This is a genomic window from Streptomyces sp. NPDC013157, assembly GCF_042899865.1.
GTDB lineage: Bacteria > Actinomycetota > Actinomycetes > Streptomycetales > Streptomycetaceae > Streptomyces.
In genome coordinates, this window is record NZ_JBIBAK010000012.1 from 189,080 (window position 1) to 207,676 (window position 18,597).

The window sequence follows — 18,597 nt, forward strand, 5'->3', positions numbered from 1 at the left end:
TAATCGCATGTCACTCAGCATGCTGTCGTGGTAGGCACTGCACATGAGCACGGATACTCAGATGCGCCCGCTCTCGTCAGGAGGGGCAGGGATGCAATCGAGTTCTCACCGGCCGGGTTGATGTGGAGCGGTATCCATCAACGTCTGAAAATTAGGCAGGCATTTCAATACTGCTTCAGATAATTGAGATTAAGTCCGGTTGAGCATTTATCGCCTTCGATCCTCCTTGCGCGACGAACAACCTCAGGGTTCTTGCCTAGGTTCTTGAAGTCCTCGCGGGCCATATCTACACGACGTTTCACTTCGCTGCATTGCGCTGTAGTGGGTGTCCCCAGATCATCAACAAGCATCATTGCATTCAAGGCCCAGTACATCTGTGTAAAGTGACGTGCCTCTATTCTGATGTATCGGTTTCTCTTTCCTTCCGTGTCGGTGATATCGAGCGCTGCTTGGTATTCTTTGGTCATGGTGGGGAAGTCCAGATTCTGTGCAGCCACATCGGCGAGTACTCGATGCGCCTGTAGGGCCTCCAAAGGGTCTGCCATGCGTAGGCCGCCTGCTCCGTCAGATTGCCTTTGTTCGGCCAGTTGCAGCGCTTTCTTGGCCATGTGCTCTGCGAGCTCAAGATCTGTGGTTGAAAGTGACAGGAATAGCCCGATCATTCGATAGGTTGAAGCGCTAAGATTGAGCCTCTTCTGGCCATACTGAGTTATCAAGCTGTCTGCTTGCCTGCCTAGCGTAACAATCTCATTGAGGCGGGCGGATCCGCCCGTGCGGTCGAGTTCGCTCATTTGTACTACGTATTGAGTTATCTCGTTCCGAGCTGAATCCTGCCGCTGGGCATTAGCCAGGTCTCTGGACGCATCTACACCGTAGACCGCTGAAACCGTCGCAGTGATGGCGGAGATAGCTGCGATGAAAACACTTGCGACTGCGGCCCGCGCGGACAGCCGTTCAGTACCAGGGGTGGGCATGCGAGTCCGGCGAAACCGTCGAGCAAAACGAGGCATGTCCCTCCCCTGGCGTCCGACTCCTGCGCTGCTGTGGTTTTCGCTTCCAACGGTGGGACGCAGGAGCGGACGGGGCCAGCCATAGACGGCCATGAGAGGGTCGGCGGCAGTAGGCCTTGGACTGCGCGAATGTCTCTGACCCCTGTGGTCGGCCGGGCCGTGTGTGGGCCGTCCGAGGGAGGCCAACAACGACCGTCAACGACCACCCCAGGGGCCGACGACCGCAGGTCACCCGATTCGATCTGCGACACTGGTACAGCCATGCCTAATCCCGGAGAACTGAGCTGATGTACGTTAGCTCAGCAGGCGAAGTGGCAGGTGACTGGCCGGATGCCCCACCCTCTCTCTCCTAAAGCGGTGCTCTCCGCGTCAAAGCGAGGCTGTGAAGCCGGCGGACTGGTCGAGGTGGAACGCGGAGCCCGGAGCCGTCGGAGTCCAACCCTCACGCAGGGCAACCCACACAGCCGCGGCAACGCGGGACGGCAATACCGGCTCAGCCTCGCGACCGATCCAGTTGCTCGGATGCGGCTGATCGGTGGTGACCACGAGCGTCGCTCCACGGGTGTCCGCATGCTCGACCGCGAACGTGCACGGCGACCAGGCCAGCCCCTGGGAGTACGTCGGCCTGCCTCGCAGCCGCCAGCGGTAGGGCGTGCCGTCAACAGCGATCCGTCGTGATCCCTTGCGGACCAGTGCCATGTCTCCCCCTTCAGCAGCAACGATGCTAACGAGCCCGGCCCCGCCCTCCGTCTCAGTTTCCGTCTCATTCAGCGCCGTTCACGGCCGTTCAGACGAGACCGTAGCCCGTAGCCGCTCCCGCAACCGACCGGCCATGAACGCAGGTGAACGGACCCGTACGCGGCCACGTGAGGCACCACCACAGTTGGAAAGCGTGCACCCAGAAGAGCACTCCCGACGTACTGACCGGCGTGCGCCTGCATCATCTGACGCCGCCGATCGTCCGCCCTGCCCCGTGCCGGCTACGTGCCACACGCTGGATGCCCGAAGGCGCAGCGAACCGACGGAGGGCAACAGACCGAGGGTGAGTGGAAGCAGGGGAAGTGCGGGTGGCCGACGGCGACCGGCGGTCAGGGATAGTCACTGCAGGGCCGCTACAGCCTGGTGGCCGGCTTCCAGGACGACCTGTCCCAGTGCCGTGCCTGCGGCGGGAGCAAGGCTCGCCAATAGGGAGTCCACGAGTCGGCGGAGTCGACTGCGGTCCGGTGCTCCGCTGGTCGCCTCAGCGTGGAGTGCCTCAGCCTGATCAGCCGCCGCAGCTTCAGCCTCAACGCCAAGGGCAAGCGCAGGCAGGCTCTGACGTGCCAGTCCAGCAAAGTGGGTCAACTGAGCAACATCGAGGCCGGCCGTATTGTTTTGAGTAAAGCCTGTCTGTGTTCCGATGATCACCCCCTGTGCGTCGGTCATGTGCACATGAAAGGTAGGACCGGCCGACCTGTCGTCAGCTGCGAGAAACTCAGACACCGTGAGACCCTTTTCAGCGCAGTCAATACCACGCGATGTTAGTTCCGGATTTCGTAGCGGAGGACCGAATTCATCCAATGCCACGATGAGGCCCTTGTCCATCAGGTACCGCGCCGCACGCTCAACTTCGCCCGGCCTTAGAGGAGTACCGGCGTAGAAAGCCGACCTCGTCTGACAGAAAAGTTCCGTCGTGACAGGGGTCTGGCCCTTTAGATAGTAGCGATAGAGCCAGCGCACCAGCGCTGTGCGAGTGAAGTTGCTTCGTGCTGGTGCATCAGTTCTGCGCTTCATGGCTTCGGACACCGTGTCCAAGCCAGTCAGGGTCATGGAGCACTCCAGCTCCGCCATGCTGTCGTCACGGTCGATGCAGTGCTCTGCTTCAAGCCGCTCCAGGGCCAGGCGGAGCACGTCCTCGCCTTTACCCATCTCACCGCACCAGGGCGCCGCGTCAACGATCATGGTTGTCTGGCCTTCTACCTGCTCGTAGATCCAACAGAGTAGGGCCAAGTCGAACGTTCGCAACGCCATGACGATGGAGCATACGACCTAAAGCAGGAGCATGCGGAGAACTCGCTTGCTGGAATGGCTACTTAGTGCGCTCCCCCACCTAGTCCGGCGAGGACGGTCGTTCGCCCAGGTCAGCACCCGAATTAGCCCAAGTGAACCCAACTTCCCAAGCTGAGGGCTCCGGCAGCGCTGCCACGGGCCAGTAGTCAAGACTTGCTCTGGTCGACGGCACCAGGAGTGTGGCGGAGCCCGGCTGGGGCGTAGCGAGACATACGCGCGCGTGGTCGGTCGATGCTCTCGCTGTCGTGGCTGGCTGTCGTCTGCTGAGGTTCAGACGTGGGTCCGCCGCACGCCGGTGCACGCGATCAGCCTGCTGCCGTCTTCGGTGAGAAACAGCATGAACACCCAGGAGTCATCGGCAGCCCTGATCTGCCCCAGGCGAACCGGTTGCCGATGCCGGCCGAGGAGCTCAACCGTGCGTTCGAGGCTCGTGGTCTCGATGCCCTTCCGGCGAGTGTGCCGGAGCCGACGTCCATAGATGTGGGCGAGCGACTCAGGAGACGTACTCCCGTCCCAGACGACGTGAGAACCGCCGCTGCGGAGCGCAGCCCGGGCGGCCACGGACACGTCGTCCTTGCCAACCAGCAGCCGTTCGAGCGACTCACGCTCCATGCCATCACCCCCGCCAGAACCCTGCTGTACAGCAGCCGAGTACAGCAACCCCAGCAACCACCCCCAACCCGTAGCGTCCCCTTGGGGTCGAAGCGCGACTTGTATGACCCTCTCCGACCGATCTCTGTAGAGCTACGGATCAGAAGATGTGCTGAGTGAGACGACCCGCCTGGTCTCCAGCGGGTCGTCTCACCTAACTCTCGGTTCCATGTGCCTGGTCAGCAACAGGAATTCTGCGCTGCGGTGTTACAGGCCGGAGTCTGCATTCGTGTCCGAACCCTCCGCGTGACATCGTCCGCGGCTGGTAGCCACACGGAGCACGTCCCGCAATGCGCCGGCCAACTGCGCGGCGAGAGGGCGCAACTCCTCCCCGTTCGCGGTCTCGTCATCGAGTGCCGAAGTCGCCTGCTCCAGAAGTTCGGACGCCATGCCGAGCTGAATCGACTCGATATGGTCCGCGAGGCGGGACATGAAGCCTTCCGGGTCATCGGTGTTCAGGTAGCACGGCTTGCCCCCCGGCCCCGCCCACGGGAGAAGCCTCAGCCCGCTGTGTGCCGTCATCCCTGCGCCTGCCTCTCGATAATCGGTGTTGGCTGCCAGCCGACCGCCGGAGTCTCTGACGCTCACCGCTTCAACGCCCCGAGAGCCGCGGGGGCCGACGCCGAGTGGCACGAGCAGTCACACGCTTCGTTGATCAGCGGGACGTCGACGGGTGCCGAAGCCGGAGAGGACTCCGCGCACTCGTGGTGCGTGCCGACGCGGCAGGCAGTCGAGCGGTATGGGGTGGCCGACGTATCCAGGTCGCCCGGCTGCTGTTGTGGGGACATCAGACGACCCCCAGAAGCAAGGACCTCGCGTCGGCCGGCGCGTCACCGGCCACGACATCCACCGAGTGCCGTCGTACGCGCTTCTCCCAAGCCAGCAAGTACGGGCGGACAAGCGGGGTGTCCTCGCCCCTGAGCAAGTCGCGGTGGCCCGTCCGGCCGGAGACCACTCCCAGAGCGACCGTCGGCCCGTCAACAGGCGCGGAGGACACACAGGCAGCTGGCAGCCGAGGCGGCGGTAAGCAGCGGCGGTGCCTGCCTTTGGGGACGTACCGCGCACTGGTGCGGGCGACGGCGCGGCGGATACGGTTGAGCACGCTGAATCAGCTCCTATCGCTGATGGCTCGGTCCCCCGGCATCGCCCGCCGTGGGGACCGCTTTGCGTACGACCGCCCAGAGGGTGCGGCCGCTCAGGCTGGTGGCGTGGAGCCCGAACCGGTCGGCTTCGGCGACCACCTCCAGGACCTCCCTCCACGACTCGGTGGAGAGCGATTCCGGTAACTCCGCTTCGACCGACGTGAAGCAGGCGCGTTCCTCCACGCGCGTGGGGAGCCCGACGGCGGACAGCCGGGCGGCGATGGCCGCCGCGCTAACTCCCGAAGCGGGCATAGGGCAGCCTCCGTCACCAGCGATCACTTTCGGTGAAGCTAGTTAACTAGATTAGAGCTAGTGGACTAGATTTTCCACATGTCTGAGCAGCCGCCTTACCTCCGCATCGCCGACGAACTCCGGCGGCGGATCGCGGAGCACGTGTGGGAGCCGGGGGACCGCCTACCGTCCCGCGCGCAGATCGGCCAGGAGTGCGGCGTGGGCGAGAACGTCGTCCGCCGGGCGCAGGAACTGCTGATCTCTCAGGGCGTTCTGGAAGGGCGAGCCGGATCGGGTACGTACGTCGCCGAGCCACGGCAACGCGTTCGGGTCGTCCGGTCCTCGGCGCGCGAGCAACCCCACGGGTCGCCGTTCCACTCGGACATGAAGGCCCTCGGCAAGCAGGGCGACTGGGAGAGCCGAACTGACGCCAAGGTCCCTGCCCCCGCCGACATCGCCGCGCGGCTGGGCATCACCGAAGGCGACCTGTGCGTCCGGACCGCGTACGAGTTCCTGGCCGACGGCAGGCCCGTGCAGCTGTCCACCAGTTGGGAGCCGTACGACCTCACCGCCGGCACCCTCGTCGTCCTCCCAGAGGGAGGCCCGCACGCCGGAACCGGCGTCGTGAACCGCATGGCCGCCATCGGGATCACCGTCAGCCACGCCGTCGAGCAGCCGGAGCCCAGGCAGGCGACCGCCGAGGAGGCATCGCTCCTCGGCATCCAGAAGGCCGCTCTCGTCACCCACATCCGGCGGACCTACTACAGCGACCAGGGACGGCCCGTCGAGACCGCGGACATCATCGTGCCCGCCGCCCATTGCGAGATCGTCTACGAGATTCCCATCAACCGGTAGGCGACAGCCCCCTCAGGCCATGATCCAAGGCCCACCCGCCGTGCCCCGGTCGTGCCCCTCGCGTGCCCGATAGAGCGGGAAACCAGGGGGAACAGCGGTGTCCCACGGGCAGCACACACGCCAACGACCCCCGACCGTCTTGCCTGGTCAGGGGCCGTTCACGTCAAGCGGTGGGTGTGGGATTTGAACCCACGGTGACTCGCGCCACGACGGTTTTCAAGACCGTTCCCTTAGGCCGCTCGGGCAACCCACCCCGCGCCGACGGAGATCGGCGCGGAGAACAGGGTAACCGGTTCCCGCGGGCGGGTGGGGGTCAGTTGTCGCCGACGCGGGAGCCGAGGGTGAGGGTGACCGTGTGTTCGCTGCCGTCCCGCTTGTAGGTGATCTGGACCTTGTCGCCGGGCTTGTGGGTCCAGATCTCCCCGATCAGGGTCGGGCCGCTGTCGATCACCCTGTCGTCCAGCTTGGTGATGACGTCGCCGGGCTTGAGGCCGGCCTTGTCCGCGGGGCCGCCCGACTCCACCGCGGCGGAGCCGCCCGAGCCGGAGTCGGTGATCTGCGCGCCGGAGGTGCCGTCCTCCAGCGACACCGATGCGCCGATCTTCGCGTAGACCGGCTTGCCGGTCTTGATCAGCTGCTGGGCCACGTACTTGGCCTGGTTGATCGGGATGGCGAAGCCGAGGCCGATCGAGCCCGACTGCCCGGTGCTGCCCAGGCCTCCGCTGGACGCGGACTGGATCGCGGAGTTGATGCCGATCACCGCGCCGGAGGCGTCGAGCAGCGGGCCCCCGGAGTTGCCCGGGTTGATGGAGGCGTCGGTCTGCAGGGCGCTCATGTACGACGCCTTGCTGGTGGAGCTGCCGTCGCTGGAGGCGACCGGGCGGTTCTTGGCGCTGATGATGCCCGTGGTGACCGTGTTGGACAGGCCGAAGGGGGCGCCGATCGCGATCGTCTCGTCGCCGACGGCCACCTTGTCGGAGTCGCCCAGGGCGAGCGGCTTCAGGTCCGACGGCGGGTTCTTGAGCTTGATCACCGCGACGTCGTAGCCCTGTGCGTGGCCGACGACCTCGGCGTCGTACTTCTTGCCGTCCGGGAACGTCGCGGTCAGCTTGCCGCCGTCGAGGGAGTCCGCGACCACGTGGTTGTTGGTGATGATGTGGCCCTGCTTGTCGAAGACGAAGCCGGTGCCGGTGCCGCCCTCTCCGTTGGTGCCCTCGGACTCGATGGTGACCGTGCTGGGCAGCGCGTTCTGGGCGACCGCCGCGACGGTGCCGGCGGCGCGCTTGACCTGGGTGGCGCCGCCGCTGGAGGTCGAGGAGATGGTCGTGGAGCCGCCGTCGTCGTTGTTCTTGGCCAGCGTGTAGCCGATGCCGCCGCCGAGGCCGCCCGCGACCAGTGCGGCCACCAGGACGGCGGCGATCAGACCGCCGCGCCCGCTGCCCTTCTTCGGCGCGTGCTGCGGCTGCTGGAACGGCTGCTGCTGGTACTGCTGGTGCTGCTGGTCGTACGACGAGCCCCAGCCGGCACCGGCGCCCGCGCCCGGGTCCGCGTAGGCGGGGGTCGCGGGGGGCGGGGGCGGCCAGGAGGCGTCGGGGGCCTGCGGTGCGGTCGCGTAAGGGTCGCCCGCGGGCGCGCCGGGCACGCTCTGGGGCGTCGGCGGGATCGGGGCGGTCGGGGCTTCCCCGCCGTCGGACGCGGCTGCCTGCGGCGAGGCAGCGGGAGACGACGGCGGCACGGGAGGTGCGGACGGGGCCGGGGGTACCGGGTTGCCCTCGTTCTCGGTGCTCACAGCTTCTCTCCTCGGTCCACGGCTTTTCTTCTCGGTCGCACTCGGTCACGCTCTTTCACGCTTGCTGTCGGTCCGGCGCGATTCAGCTGTGCAGGTGCTTTTGTATGCCGTCAGCTTTTCCCACAGGCCGTCAGAGCACCATAAGCGGTGGCTGTGGGTACACGGACAACCTTTATATAGTGCTTGTCCGACAAAAGTTCTCTTTACCGGCATCCGTGATGCCCCCAGGTACCCCCGCTCGGTGGCACCATGTCGCGGTGACCCACGCACCACAGCATCGCATCCAGGTCGTCGCGCACCGCGGGGCCTCCGAGTACGCCCCCGAGCACACGCTGGCCGCGTACCGGAAGGCCATCGAGGACGGCGCCGACGCCCTGGAGTGCGACGTACGCCTGACCGCCGACGGCCACCTGGTGTGCGTCCACGACCGCCGGGTCAACCGTACGTCCAACGGGCGGGGGGCGGTCTCGGCGCTGGAGCTCGCGGACCTGGCCGCTCTGGACTTCGGCTCGTGGCGGAGGGGGCCGGCCTGGCGCGGGCGGGACGAGGAGCCCGACTGGGAGTTCCGGCCCGAGGACCGCGCGGACACCTCCGTACTGACGCTGGAGCGGCTGCTCGAGCTGGTCGCGGACGCCGGGCGGCGGGTGGAGCTGGCGATCGAGACCAAGCACCCCACGCGGTGGGCGGGGCAGGTCGAGGAGCGGCTGCTGGTCCTGCTCAAGCGGTTCGGGCTGGACGCTCCGGCCTCCCCCGCCGAGTCGCCGGTGCGGGTCATGAGCTTCTCCGCGCGGTCGCTGGCCCGGGTGCGGGCGGCCTCGCCGACGCTGCCGACGGTCTATCTGCTGCAGTTCCTCTCGCCCCGGCTGCGCGACGGGCGGCTGCCGGCCGGGGTGGGGATCGCGGGTCCCTCGATCCGGATCGTGCGCAATCACCCGGCCTACGTCGAACGGTTGCAGCGCAACGGCCACCGGGTGCACGTCTGGACGGTGAACGAGCCGGAGGACGTGGACCTGTGCGTGGAGCTCGGCATCGACGCGATCATCACCAACCGGCCGGCGGCCGTGCTGGGCCGGCTGGGGCGCTGAGCGCGCCGGTCGATGGTGCAGCCCGGGGGACGGTGCACGGGGACCCGTCCTGACCAGGGCTCAGATAAAGAGTCACGTAAGGACACCTCGTACCTCTTGACCCGAAAGCCCGCTCACAGCATCCTCACTTCTCGGCCACACCATCGAAATTCAGCCACACGTGGCCCTATCCGGGGGATAGGGCGACGGCCCGTCACAGGGAGTGCTCCGGCGCGTTCGGCGCGTATTCGTTCGTTGCGAATGCGTCACCGGGCATTCATTGGCCGGTTTCCGGTTCAGGCCAATGGGGCATCCACACCGTGGCGTGGGGCAGAGGAGGTCTCGGGGGTGGCGTTGGTGGTGGCACAGGAGGTGCCCACGTCGTCGAGCATGGCCGTACCCCATGGCCCTGCGGGCGTGGGGAAGGCGAGGCACCGCATGCGCGATCAGTTGCGCTCGGGCGGCCTGTCAGAAGCGGTCATCGACGATGCCGTACTGATCCTTTCCGAACTTTTGAGCAATGCCTGCAAACACGGGCGCCCCCTCGGGGACGCACTGGCCGGGGACGGCGACGTCCGGGCCGCCTGGCAGGTGGACACGCGCGGCCGGCTGATCGTCGAGGTGACGGACGGCGGCGGCCCGACCCGCCCGGCCCCGATGACCCCGTCGGTCACGGCGCACGGCGGCCGCGGGCTGAACATCATCACGGCCCTGGCCGACGACTGGGGCGTGAGGGACGACGCCCGGGGCGAGGTGACCGTCTGGGTCGTGGTCCACAAGGACGTGCTCGGTCCTGGCCCCCGGGACCGCCGCGACGCCTTCGCTACGCGCGTCATGGCGCCGCCGGTCGCGGAGCTGGGTGACCTGGACTTCGCGGACGCGTTCGACGACCTGGACTGAGTCCTCGGCGGCGCCTCCGCCCGCAGGACCCATGGGCCGTACGGGCCGTGTCGGCGCCGTTGTCCACAGGTTCCCGTGGTCCAGGGCATGAACGGCTAGGCTCCCGCCCGTACGAGACGAGCCGTAACCGGGAGACACCCAGATGGCCAAGAAGCGACCCCAGACGACGGCCACGCGGCCGCAGCTCGGCGATGCCGCCCGCGCCGGAGGCGCTGATGGAGACATTCCGGTCGTCGGCGCCCGTGAGCCCTGCCCCTGCGGCAGCGGCCGCCGCTACAAGGCCTGCCACGGCCGGGCGGCGGCGCACGCGGCGACCGAGCTGGTGCACCGCCCGTTCGAGGGGCTGGCCGGCGAGGGCGACTGGGTGGCGCTGCGTGAACTGGTCCCCGCCGCCACCGTCGAGCTGGCCCTGAAGGACGGTCTGCCCGAGGGCGTCCCCTCGGTCACGCTCGCCACGGTGCTGCCGATGGCCTGGCCGGCGCTGCGCCGCGACGACGGCACGGTCCTGCTCGGCCTGCAGAACGACACGGCCTCCGGCGACATCAGCCGCGACCTCGCCGACACCCTCCAGCGCGCCCTCGTCGCCGAGCCGGGCACCCCGGTTCAGGGCCGCCGCGCCCCCGCCGACAGTCCCCGGCTGCAGGACCTGCTCGACCCGAAGGGCCCGTTCGAGCCAGTTGTGCACGACGGCTTCGAGTTCTGGGTGCAGGACGCGGAGAACGCCACCCCGGACGTCACCGCCTCCCTGGAGCGGGCCAACGCGGCGGCCATCCCGACGGTGAAGCTGACCGGCGTGGACTCCGCCTACTGGTGCGAGACGCCCGAGAAGAACCATCTGCGGTGGGTCATGCCGTACCCCGAGGAGCAGCTTCTGGACGCTCTCGCGCGGCTGCACGCGGCGGGCCGGTCCAGCCTCGGCGAGGGGACCCGGCTGGTCGGTTCCTTCCGCGCCCACGGCCTCACCGTGCCGGTCTGGGACCTGCCGAGCGGGGTCGGCGCGGAGGACGTGGAGAAGCCTGCCGCCGAGTTCGCCGAGCGGCTCGCGGCCGCCCTGGCCTCGGAGGCACCGCTCACCGCGGACGAGCGGCGGGCCCGCGGCGGACTCACCAACCGACAGGTCACGCTCAGCTGACGATCAGCCGGCGAGCAGCACGGGCACAGGGTTGCGGCTGACCGGTCGGTCAGCCGCAACCAGGCCCGTCGACTCGGGTGACTCCTGTCACAACTTCCCTACACGGCAAGCAAATACGTGTCCGAATAGCCGAGATCGAATTTGCGAACCGCCGATCTCTTGTTACCGTCTCAGTAGCCCGGTTGCTGGTGCATCCCCCGTCGCCAGCAACCGGGCCTTTTCATGCCCGCGTCCAGTGTACGGACCGCGCCGATTCGTCAACTCCCGTTCGAACGCAGGGAGTTGACCGCGGAGGGGTCCCCGGGACCGGCGTCCCCCGAGTTGCTCGCGGAGCGCAGCAGCAGTGGGCCGTCGCCGTCGCGTGCCGCGAACTCAGTGACGGCCGTGTAGGCGTCCAGCGCGCCGCGGGTGTGCTCCCGGGGCGTCTCACAGGTGGCGGGCTCGTCGTCGGCCGCGGCGTCGGCGGCGCAGTGCGTCTGCACGGTGCGGCCGTGCGGGCCCAGGAGGCTCAGCACGCCCTCCAGGGCCGCCCCGGTGGCGTTGCGGTAGTAGGTCCGCGCCCAGGTGTCCGCGCCCTGGGCCATCACACAGGTCTGCGCCTCGACGCCGTCCGGCGAGGTGAGTTCGGGACCGCAGCGGGCGGCCGTGGCCAGGCCCAGGCCGAGCACCAGCGGGGACCGGACGGGCAACGGCAGCTTCTCGTCGTCGTGCCGGGCGGGGTGTGCGGCGGAGTCGCCCACCTGTCCTGCGGACGCCACGGCCAGCGGCAGCGCTACCGCGCACACCATGACGCCCGCGAGGGCGAGGAGACGCACGTTCATGTGCGGAGGGTAACCAGGCGGACGCGACAAGCCGGGTTCGCGCGCCCGACACCCCCTACAACTCGGGTGCGCTCACACCCGTACGGGTGAGGGCGTCGACCACGGCGTCCACCACGGCCTCCACATCGGGCACCCAGGGCTTGGCCGAACCGGGCAGCGGGGCCCGCTCCCAGCGGATGGCGCCCTGGCCGGTCTCGGAGGGCGGCAGGGCGAGATAACCGCCCTCGCCGTGGAAGCGGAGCGAGCCGGGGACGAAGTCCTTGGCGTAGAGCAGCTCGCCCAGCTGCTCCATGGAGTACGGCTTGACGAGCAGCGCCCAGCGGGTGGGCGCGGCGACCACCGGACCGAGGCGCATGCCGCGGCGGTCGAGGAGGGCGAGGGCGCGGGAGGCGGCGAGGGCCGGCAGGCTGACCGCGCAGGGTGCCGTGCCGCCGGCGGCTCCGGTGGCGAGGACGATCGGGGCCGTCGGCCGGTTCCCCCACCACCAGCGGACCATGCGCTCGTCGGTGGTGGCGGCGAGCAGGCCGGGGTCGAAGGGGTGTGCACCGGGCACCGTGCACTCGGGGTCGGGACACGCGCACCGGGCCCGTCCCTGAGGGTCGGGAGCCACGCCCGGGAGTACGGGCCACTGCCATTCCGTCGCGAAGGTCAGGGCCGCGCCGAGAAGCTCAGGTCCCTTGTCGTTCCGCCTGGACAGGAGCCTGCGTCGCCTTCCGAGGATCTCGCGCATGAGCGCTCGTTCCTTTCCGTTGCACCGCTGGCAACACCGTGGACCACATCACACCATGTGTCGATCACTTCACTGTGCGTACCTGTTGGCGCATCACACCCCTGCGCTGGGCAAGGGGAACCCCATCGGGGTCGAGCGGGGGCCGCGCCCGCGTTCACAAGAACTGCGTCGTACTGCTCGTACCGCGTACTGCTCGTACTGCGTCTCGTACTGCGTCTATCAAAAGCACGGCCACGGCGTGGGGGTGGCGAAGTCTGGCGTTTTGCCGTTCCGAGTGTTTCTCTCCGCCTCCGCCACGGGAGGATGGGGCACGGTCGTCGGTGGTTAAGACGCCCGGGTCCGTCGCCAGGTTCCGGGTGGTCCCCAACCGCCCCTGGCCTTCTCCGAGTACGTACCCATCACGACCGCTGTGACGCTCCGTGGAGCAAGGCCAGTCGACCGCAGTGAGCCGTTGCCCGAGTCAGTTTTAAGCCAACTTTGCTTTTGTGCAAGCGGTCCGGGAGAACCCCTCGAGAGCACCTCAAGAGGCCCACGGACACCAGGAATCCCGGCAGGACAATGCTGGACATCCCCTCACGAGTGCGTGTACATGTGGAGACACTGCCAGCGGTGCAGAAGGACATGGGGGTTTGCGATGCTTTTGAGCAATACGCACAGGTCTGAAAGCCGGACGCGATGAACGCCCCGCACCCTCCGAAAGTGGCTGGAATCGATTCAACGGTCCCCGCTCCCGCACACACTGTCGCGCCGGTTCCCCCCGCCCCGGCCGCACCGCCCGTCCCGAAGGCCCCCACCGCCCCGGCGCCCGGCACCGTCCTCCAGGACCGGCTGGCCGGCTGGGTCTCCGACCTCACCACCCTCCACGAACTGACCGAACGGCTCGCCCGGACCAGCGCGCTGGAGCCGGCCCTCCAGGAACTGCTGCGCGCCGGTGCCGCCCTGGTGGGCGCCCGGCGCGGTCTGGTCTCGCTGGAGCCCGCAGACGGACTGGGCCCGCACACCACGCTCGGCCTCGGCCTCGGCCGCGCGGACCTGGGCCACCTGGAGACCGTCCCGCACGGCGCGCTGCCGTACGACAGCGGTACGGCCGAGACCGTGCACGCCGACCTGTTCGCGGAGGACGGCCTCGACCCGCGCCACCGCGAGGTCGCCGCCCGCCTCGGTTACGCCGCCAGCTACGCGCTCCCCCTCGTCACCGACACCGCCGACCGCCTCGGCGCGGTCGCCTGGCTGTACGACGAGCCGGCCCAGCCCGACGAGCGCCGGCGCCACCTCGCCGGCCTGTACGTCAGGCACGCGGCCGAGCACCTGGCCCGGCTGCTGGAGGTCGAGCGCACGCGCGCGTGCATGGCGACCATCGCCGAGGAACTGCTCCCCTCCCGGCTGCCCCGGGTGGCCGGCGTCCAGCTCGCCGCCCGGCACCGCACCGGCCCGCGCGGCGGCGGCGACTGGTACGACGCGCTGCCGCTGCCCGACGCGGCTCTGGGCCTGGCCGTCGGCTCGGTCACCGGCTCCGGGCCGAGCGCGGTCGCCGCGATGGGCCGGCTGCGCGCCTCGCTGCGGGCGTACGCCGTGATGGAGGGCGAGGACCCGGTGGCGGTCCTCTCCGACCTGGAACTGCTGCTGCGGCTGACCGAGCCGGCCCGCTCCGCCACCGCCCTGTTCGCCTACTGCGAGCCCGTGCTGCGCAAGGTCACCCTCGCCGGGGCCGGCCACAGCCCGCCGCTGCTGATCGGGGAGCACCGCACGCAGTTCGCGGAGACCTCGGTGTCCGCACCGCTGGGCATGCTCGCCTGCTGGGAGGCGCCCAGCGTGGAGATCGAGGCGGAGGCCGGCGAGACCGTGCTCCTCTACACCGACGGACTGCTGCACCGCACCGGCGACCCCATGGACCGCGCCTTCGCCCGGCTGCACACGGCCGCCGCGAGCATCCCGCGCGCGCTGCGACGCGACCCCGGGGCGATCGCCGACCACGTCCTGCGCACGGTGCTGCCGGGCGGCCTGGACGAGGCCGACAGCGAGGAGGACGTGGTCCTGCTGGCGGCCCGCTTCGACTGATCGGTCAGTCAGGAGAAGCACAGGGGGAGCACAGGAGGACGGAGGCGGAGACACCTCACACGGCTGCGGGCCCCGAGTCCCTGGGACGCCGTTCGGTACGACCGTACGATGGACGGGATCCACTGCAGTGTCGAGGAGGATAACCGTGTCCGACGAGCTCACCCCGGAAAATCCGGAGACCCCGGAGACCGAGTCGGAAGAGCCGATCAAGCAGCGCAAGAACGGCCTGTACCCGGGCGTGTCCGACGAGCTCGCCGAGAGCATGAAGTCCGGCTGGGCCGACACGGAGCTGCGCGATCTCAAGCCCATCGAGCAGGCCGGGCACACCGCCCGCCGCCGTGCCGAGCTGTCCGCCCGCTTCCCGGGCGAGCGCCTGGTGATCCCGGCCGGCAACCTGAAGACCCGCTCCAACGACACGGACTACCCCTTCCGGGCGTCCGTCGAGTACGTCTACCTCACCGGCAACCAGACCGAGGACGGCGTACTCGTCCTGGAGCCGAAGGACGACGGCCACGTGGCCACCGTCTACCTGCTGCCCCGCTCCGACCGCGAGAACGGCGAGTTCTGGCTCTCCGGACAGGGCGAGCTGTGGGTCGGCCGCCGCCACTCGCTGACCGAGTCCGAGGCGCTCTACGGCATCCCCGCCGCCGACGTGCGCGAGCTGGCCGACAAGCTGCGCGAGGCCACCGGCCCGGTGCGGGTCGTCCGCGGGTACGACGCCGGCATCCAGGCCGCGCTGACCGACAAGGTCACCGCCGAGCGGGACGAGGAGCTGCGGGTCTTCCTCTCCGAGGCGCGGCTGGTCAAGGACGAGTGGGAGGTCGGCGAGCTGCAGAAGGCCGTCGACTCCACGGTCCGCGGCTTCGAGGACGTCGTGAAGGTCCTCGACAAGGCCGAGGCCACGAGCGAGCGCTACATCGAGGGCACGTTCTTCCTTCGCGCGCGCGTGGAGGGCAACGACATCGGCTACGGCTCCATCTGCGCGGCCGGCCCGCACGCCTGCACGCTGCACTGGGTCCGCAACGACGGCCCGGTGCGCTCGGGCGACCTGCTCCTCCTGGACGCCGGCGTCGAGACGCACAGCCTCTACACCGCCGACGTCACGCGGACGCTGCCCGTCAACGGCACGTACAGCGAGATCCAGAAGAAGATCTACGACGCCGTGTACGACGCCCAGGAGGCCGGCATCGCGGCGGTGCAGCCGGGTGCCAAGTACCGCGACTTCCACGATGCCGCGCAGCGGGTGCTGGCCGAGCGGCTCGTCGAGTGGGGACTCGTGGAGGGGCCCGTGGAGCGGGTGCTGGAGCTCGGCCTGCAGCGCCGGTGGACGCTGCACGGGACGGGGCACATGCTCGGGCTCGACGTCCACGACTGTGCTGCCGCGCGGACCGAGACGTATGTGGAGGGCGTCCTGGAGGCGGGGATGGTGCTGACCGTCGAGCCGGGGCTGTACTTCCAGGCCGACGACCTCACCGTGCCGGAGGAGTACCGGGGGATCGGGGTCCGGATCGAGGACGACATCCTGGTGACGGCCGACGGGAACCGGAACCTCAGCGCGGGGCTGCCTCGGCGGTCTGACGAGGTCGAGGCGTGGATGGGTTCCCTGAAGGGCTGACGGATGTGAAATGGCCGGGTACCGAGTGGGTGCCCGGCCATTCGTCGGTCTGCGGGTTGTGTGTGGTTGCCCGCGCCCACGCGGCGGCAGCCGCACATCGCATACAGCCCCGCGCCCCTAAAGGGGCGCTCCAGAGAGGCCATCCAGGAACAGTGCGCCGGCCAGGAGGCCCGCGCTGCCCCTCGGGCTCCAGCCGCGTTCGTGCAAGTCGGCGTCCATGGCCGCCAAGGCCTCCGCGCCCGCCTCCGTCGCCGTACCGCCCGCCTCCAGTACCTTCCGCGCCCCTGCCTGGACCTGGCGCAGGCCGAACGGGCCCGCGGTGTAGAGGAGTTCGGTGTCCTGGAGGGTGGATATCACGGTCAGTAAGGCGTCCAAGCGGGCCTGGTTCTCGGTGGCGCCCGCCTTGCGGGCCGTGGCCAGCGTGTCCAGCGCCCTGCGTACGTGCGGAAATCCGGCCCTTGCCTCGCCCCGGGCACCGGCCGCGCCGTACTTGGCGGAGATCGTCGAGCCCCGGGAGGGGCGCTTGGGGGCGCCCTTGTCGGTGAACGCGGCGATCTTCCGCGCGTTCGCGGCGGTCTCGCGGGCCTTGGCCCGGGGGTCCAGGGCGACCGCGGCGACCAGGAAGCCGAGGGCCCACAGGGCGCCCTTGTGGCCGCCGCCGGCCAGGCCGACCGAGTGCTCGGTGCACCGGCCGATCGCGCCGAGTTCCGCCCGCAGCACCGGCGTGGCTTCGCCGGTACGGCGGGCGGAGGCGGCCATTGCCGCGAGGCCGGGCGCCAGCGCCCTGGCCGACCAGCGCAGACTGTCGTGCTCCCGGCGCGTACTGCGGGCGTCCAGGTCACGCGGGTCGGGCAGGCCCGGCTTGGGGGCCAGTGCCAGCTGACCGGTGAGCGCGGTCACGGCGGCCTGCGCCAGCGCGTCGTCCTCGCGACTTGTCATGTCCCTTACCTTATGAGGAGGCGGAGGCCGAAGGGGAGGCGCTGCCGCTCGGGGCACCGCTCGGCGGGGTACCGCCGCCACCGCTGCCGGCGCCCGTGTTCTCCGCGTCCGGGTCGATGCCCAGCGTCAGGAAGCCCTTGTAGCCCTTCGAGGGATCCTTCTTGTGCACGGCCTTCAGGGTCAGCAGGCCGCTGGCGGCGCCACCGCCGTCGTACACCATGTCGTCGGCGAGGACGGTGTAGTCGCCGGTGTGCTTCGAGTAGGGCTCCAGCGTGAAGATCTCCTCGGCGATGTCGTCGGCGAAGAACAGCTGGCCGGTGTAGTTGACCTTGCCGCCCTCGTAGGTGCCGTCCTCCTTCTCGCCGCCCGTGTGCACCTTCACGTGAATGTGGCAGGTGCGCGGGGTGTACCAGCCCGGGAAGATCGTCTCGAACTTGACGACCCCGTTGCCGTTGGCGATCTGGTAGCCGCGCAGGTAGGTGTTGTCGTTGGCGGAGTCGCCCTCCTCGCTCTCCGCGGGGGCGGAGCCGCCGGGGTTGGCGGTGGTGTAGCCGGAGTAGTAACCCCAGGCGTCGCAGTGCCAGATCTCGACCGCCGCGCCCTTGACCGGGGTGCAGCCGTCGGTGGCGTCCACGACGGTCAGGCGCAGGGTCAGCGGAACGCCGGCCTTGCCCTCGGTGATGTCCTTGCGCACCAAGGCACCATCGAGGTAGTACGGCCCTTCCGTGACGCTGCTCATCAGCGTCATGCACTCACTGCTGGTCGAACTCGCGGAGGCGGTGGCGTCCGCGTCGGCGCTGGTGTCGGTCGTGTCGGCGAAGGCCGACTGGAAGCCGGCGACCGCGAGGCCGCCGGCCGCCACCGTGCCGCCGGAGACCGCGAGGGCACGGCGGCGGGTGATCGACGTGTTTTTGTGGTTTCCCGTCATGGCCGACGAAGCTAGGAACGCCGTTTGTCAGGGGCATGGGCGAGAGCTGGCAACGGCCTGTGAACGCCCAGGAAACTGAACCCGTCGGGAAGCCGCTGGTCACAGAGCCGGGGCGCGGTCGTGCAGGATCCGCTGGAACAGCCGGCTGTCCCGCCATTCTCCATTGATGTGCAGATACTGCGGAGCATCGCCGATCGTCTCGAACCCGCATTTCTTCAGCACCCGTTGGGACGTCGTGTTCTCGATCAGAGTGGACGCCTCGATCCGGTGAAGTCCCACCACCTCCCGGGCGATCTCGCAGACCCGCTCCAGGGCGGCGGTGGCCAGACCGCGGCCCTGCTGATCACCGGCCACCCAATAGCCGACGTAGGAACTGCAGAAAGGGCCCAGGGAAATTCCGGAAAGGGTGATCGCCCCGACGATACGGCCGTCCTCGGCCGACTCCATGAGCCAGGGGGCCACGAGACCGTCGGCAGCCTGTCCCAGCAGGCCTTCGATGCGCTCGGTCTGGCCCTCGACGGTGAAGAAGGAATCGGGTCTGACCGGTTCCCAGGGTTCGAGATGGCTTCGGTTGCCGACGTATGCGGCGCACAGCGCTCTGGCATCGCCGACGGCTATGGGACGCAATATCACGCCTGGGATGAGCAGGCATTCTTTAATCTTCCTGAGAATCATGCGCGCAC

At 69.0% G+C, this 18,597-nt stretch carries 18 protein-coding genes and 1 tRNA gene; 6 read left to right on the forward strand and 13 right to left on the reverse strand.

The window, feature by feature from the left end:
- Window positions 1-164: 164 nt before the first annotated feature.
- From ACFY6U_RS32015 to ACFY6U_RS32040, 6 genes are all read right to left on the reverse strand, one after another.
- On the reverse strand, window positions 165-791 hold the full coding sequence (locus tag ACFY6U_RS32015; protein WP_390043769.1) for a hypothetical protein: 627 nt from the start codon (window positions 789-791) through the stop codon (window positions 165-167).
- Window positions 792-1,379: 588 nt separating this feature from the next.
- Complete coding sequence (locus tag ACFY6U_RS32020; protein WP_390043770.1) at window positions 1,380-1,709, reverse strand: hypothetical protein; 330 nt, start codon at window positions 1,707-1,709, stop codon at window positions 1,380-1,382.
- Window positions 1,710-2,108: 399 nt separating this feature from the next.
- Window positions 2,109-3,020 (reverse strand): hypothetical protein, encoded by a 912-nt coding sequence (locus ACFY6U_RS32025; RefSeq protein ID WP_390043772.1) that lies wholly within the window; start codon window positions 3,018-3,020, stop codon window positions 2,109-2,111.
- 309 nt (window positions 3,021-3,329) lie between these two features.
- Window positions 3,330-3,671 carry a hypothetical protein gene (locus ACFY6U_RS32030; protein ID WP_390043774.1) on the reverse strand — a complete coding sequence of 114 codons (342 nt, stop codon included), beginning with the start codon at window positions 3,669-3,671 and terminating at the stop codon, window positions 3,330-3,332.
- 246 nt (window positions 3,672-3,917) lie between these two features.
- Window positions 3,918-4,232: a hypothetical protein gene (locus ACFY6U_RS32035; protein ID WP_390043776.1), complete on the reverse strand. Its 315-nt coding sequence runs from the start codon at window positions 4,230-4,232 to the stop codon at window positions 3,918-3,920.
- A 593-nt stretch (window positions 4,233-4,825) separates the two neighbouring features.
- Window positions 4,826-5,104: a hypothetical protein gene (locus tag ACFY6U_RS32040; RefSeq protein WP_390043778.1), complete on the reverse strand. Its 279-nt coding sequence runs from the start codon at window positions 5,102-5,104 to the stop codon at window positions 4,826-4,828.
- 78 nt (window positions 5,105-5,182) lie between these two features.
- Between ACFY6U_RS32040 and ACFY6U_RS32045 the strand changes: the two genes are divergently transcribed.
- Window positions 5,183-5,938 carry a GntR family transcriptional regulator gene (locus tag ACFY6U_RS32045; protein WP_390043780.1) on the forward strand — a complete coding sequence of 252 codons (756 nt, stop codon included), beginning with the start codon at window positions 5,183-5,185 and terminating at the stop codon, window positions 5,936-5,938.
- A 168-nt stretch (window positions 5,939-6,106) separates the two neighbouring features.
- Here the strand turns inward: ACFY6U_RS32045 and ACFY6U_RS32050 are convergent.
- Window positions 6,107-6,191: transfer RNA gene (locus tag ACFY6U_RS32050), tRNA-Ser, on the reverse strand.
- A gap of 60 nt (window positions 6,192-6,251) precedes the next feature.
- Complete coding sequence (locus tag ACFY6U_RS32055) at window positions 6,252-7,727, reverse strand: S1C family serine protease (RefSeq protein WP_390043782.1); 1,476 nt, start codon at window positions 7,725-7,727, stop codon at window positions 6,252-6,254.
- Between the two features lie 257 nt (window positions 7,728-7,984).
- Here ACFY6U_RS32055 and ACFY6U_RS32060 point away from each other — a divergent pair, with 257 nt between their 5' ends.
- The 3 genes from ACFY6U_RS32060 (at window position 7,985) to ACFY6U_RS32070 (ending at window position 10,823) form a co-directional block, all read left to right on the forward strand.
- On the forward strand, window positions 7,985-8,812 hold the full coding sequence (locus ACFY6U_RS32060; RefSeq protein WP_390043784.1) for a glycerophosphodiester phosphodiesterase: 828 nt from the start codon (window positions 7,985-7,987) through the stop codon (window positions 8,810-8,812).
- 240 nt (window positions 8,813-9,052) lie between these two features.
- Window positions 9,053-9,691, forward strand: coding sequence for an ATP-binding protein (locus tag ACFY6U_RS32065; RefSeq protein ID WP_390043786.1), 639 nt, complete (start codon window positions 9,053-9,055; stop codon window positions 9,689-9,691).
- A 142-nt stretch (window positions 9,692-9,833) separates the two neighbouring features.
- Complete coding sequence (locus ACFY6U_RS32070) at window positions 9,834-10,823, forward strand: DUF5926 family protein (RefSeq protein ID WP_390043788.1); 990 nt, start codon at window positions 9,834-9,836, stop codon at window positions 10,821-10,823.
- A 257-nt stretch (window positions 10,824-11,080) separates the two neighbouring features.
- Here ACFY6U_RS32070 and ACFY6U_RS32075 read toward each other — a convergent pair whose 3' ends face one another.
- Together ACFY6U_RS32075 and ACFY6U_RS32080 are read right to left on the reverse strand one after the other, a co-directional pair.
- Entirely contained in the window at window positions 11,081-11,644 is a 564-nt protein-coding gene (locus ACFY6U_RS32075) for a hypothetical protein (protein WP_390043790.1), read from the reverse strand.
- 55 nt (window positions 11,645-11,699) lie between these two features.
- Window positions 11,700-12,374, reverse strand: coding sequence for a bifunctional DNA primase/polymerase (locus ACFY6U_RS32080; protein WP_384042932.1), 675 nt, complete (start codon window positions 12,372-12,374; stop codon window positions 11,700-11,702).
- Window positions 12,375-13,049: 675 nt separating this feature from the next.
- Here ACFY6U_RS32080 and ACFY6U_RS32085 point away from each other — a divergent pair.
- Together ACFY6U_RS32085 and ACFY6U_RS32090 are read left to right on the forward strand one after the other, a co-directional pair.
- Complete coding sequence (locus ACFY6U_RS32085) at window positions 13,050-14,432, forward strand: PP2C family protein-serine/threonine phosphatase (protein ID WP_390043792.1); 1,383 nt, start codon at window positions 13,050-13,052, stop codon at window positions 14,430-14,432.
- A gap of 145 nt (window positions 14,433-14,577) precedes the next feature.
- On the forward strand, window positions 14,578-16,047 hold the full coding sequence (locus tag ACFY6U_RS32090; protein ID WP_390043794.1) for an aminopeptidase P family protein: 1,470 nt from the start codon (window positions 14,578-14,580) through the stop codon (window positions 16,045-16,047).
- Between the two features lie 117 nt (window positions 16,048-16,164).
- Here the strand turns inward: ACFY6U_RS32090 and ACFY6U_RS32095 are convergent, their stop codons facing one another.
- The 3 genes from ACFY6U_RS32095 to ACFY6U_RS32105 all read right to left on the reverse strand — a co-directional run bounded on the left by ACFY6U_RS32095 (window position 16,165) and on the right by ACFY6U_RS32105 (window position 18,589).
- Complete coding sequence (locus ACFY6U_RS32095; RefSeq protein WP_390043796.1) at window positions 16,165-16,986, reverse strand: triphosphoribosyl-dephospho-CoA synthase; 822 nt, start codon at window positions 16,984-16,986, stop codon at window positions 16,165-16,167.
- Window positions 16,987-16,996: 10 nt separating this feature from the next.
- Window positions 16,997-17,914 carry an intradiol ring-cleavage dioxygenase gene (locus ACFY6U_RS32100; RefSeq protein ID WP_390043798.1) on the reverse strand — a complete coding sequence of 306 codons (918 nt, stop codon included), beginning with the start codon at window positions 17,912-17,914 and terminating at the stop codon, window positions 16,997-16,999.
- 99 nt (window positions 17,915-18,013) lie between these two features.
- Window positions 18,014-18,589, reverse strand: a complete 576-nt coding sequence (locus ACFY6U_RS32105; RefSeq protein ID WP_351494749.1) for a GNAT family protein — start codon at window positions 18,587-18,589, stop codon at window positions 18,014-18,016.
- Window positions 18,590-18,597: the final 8 nt, after the last annotated feature.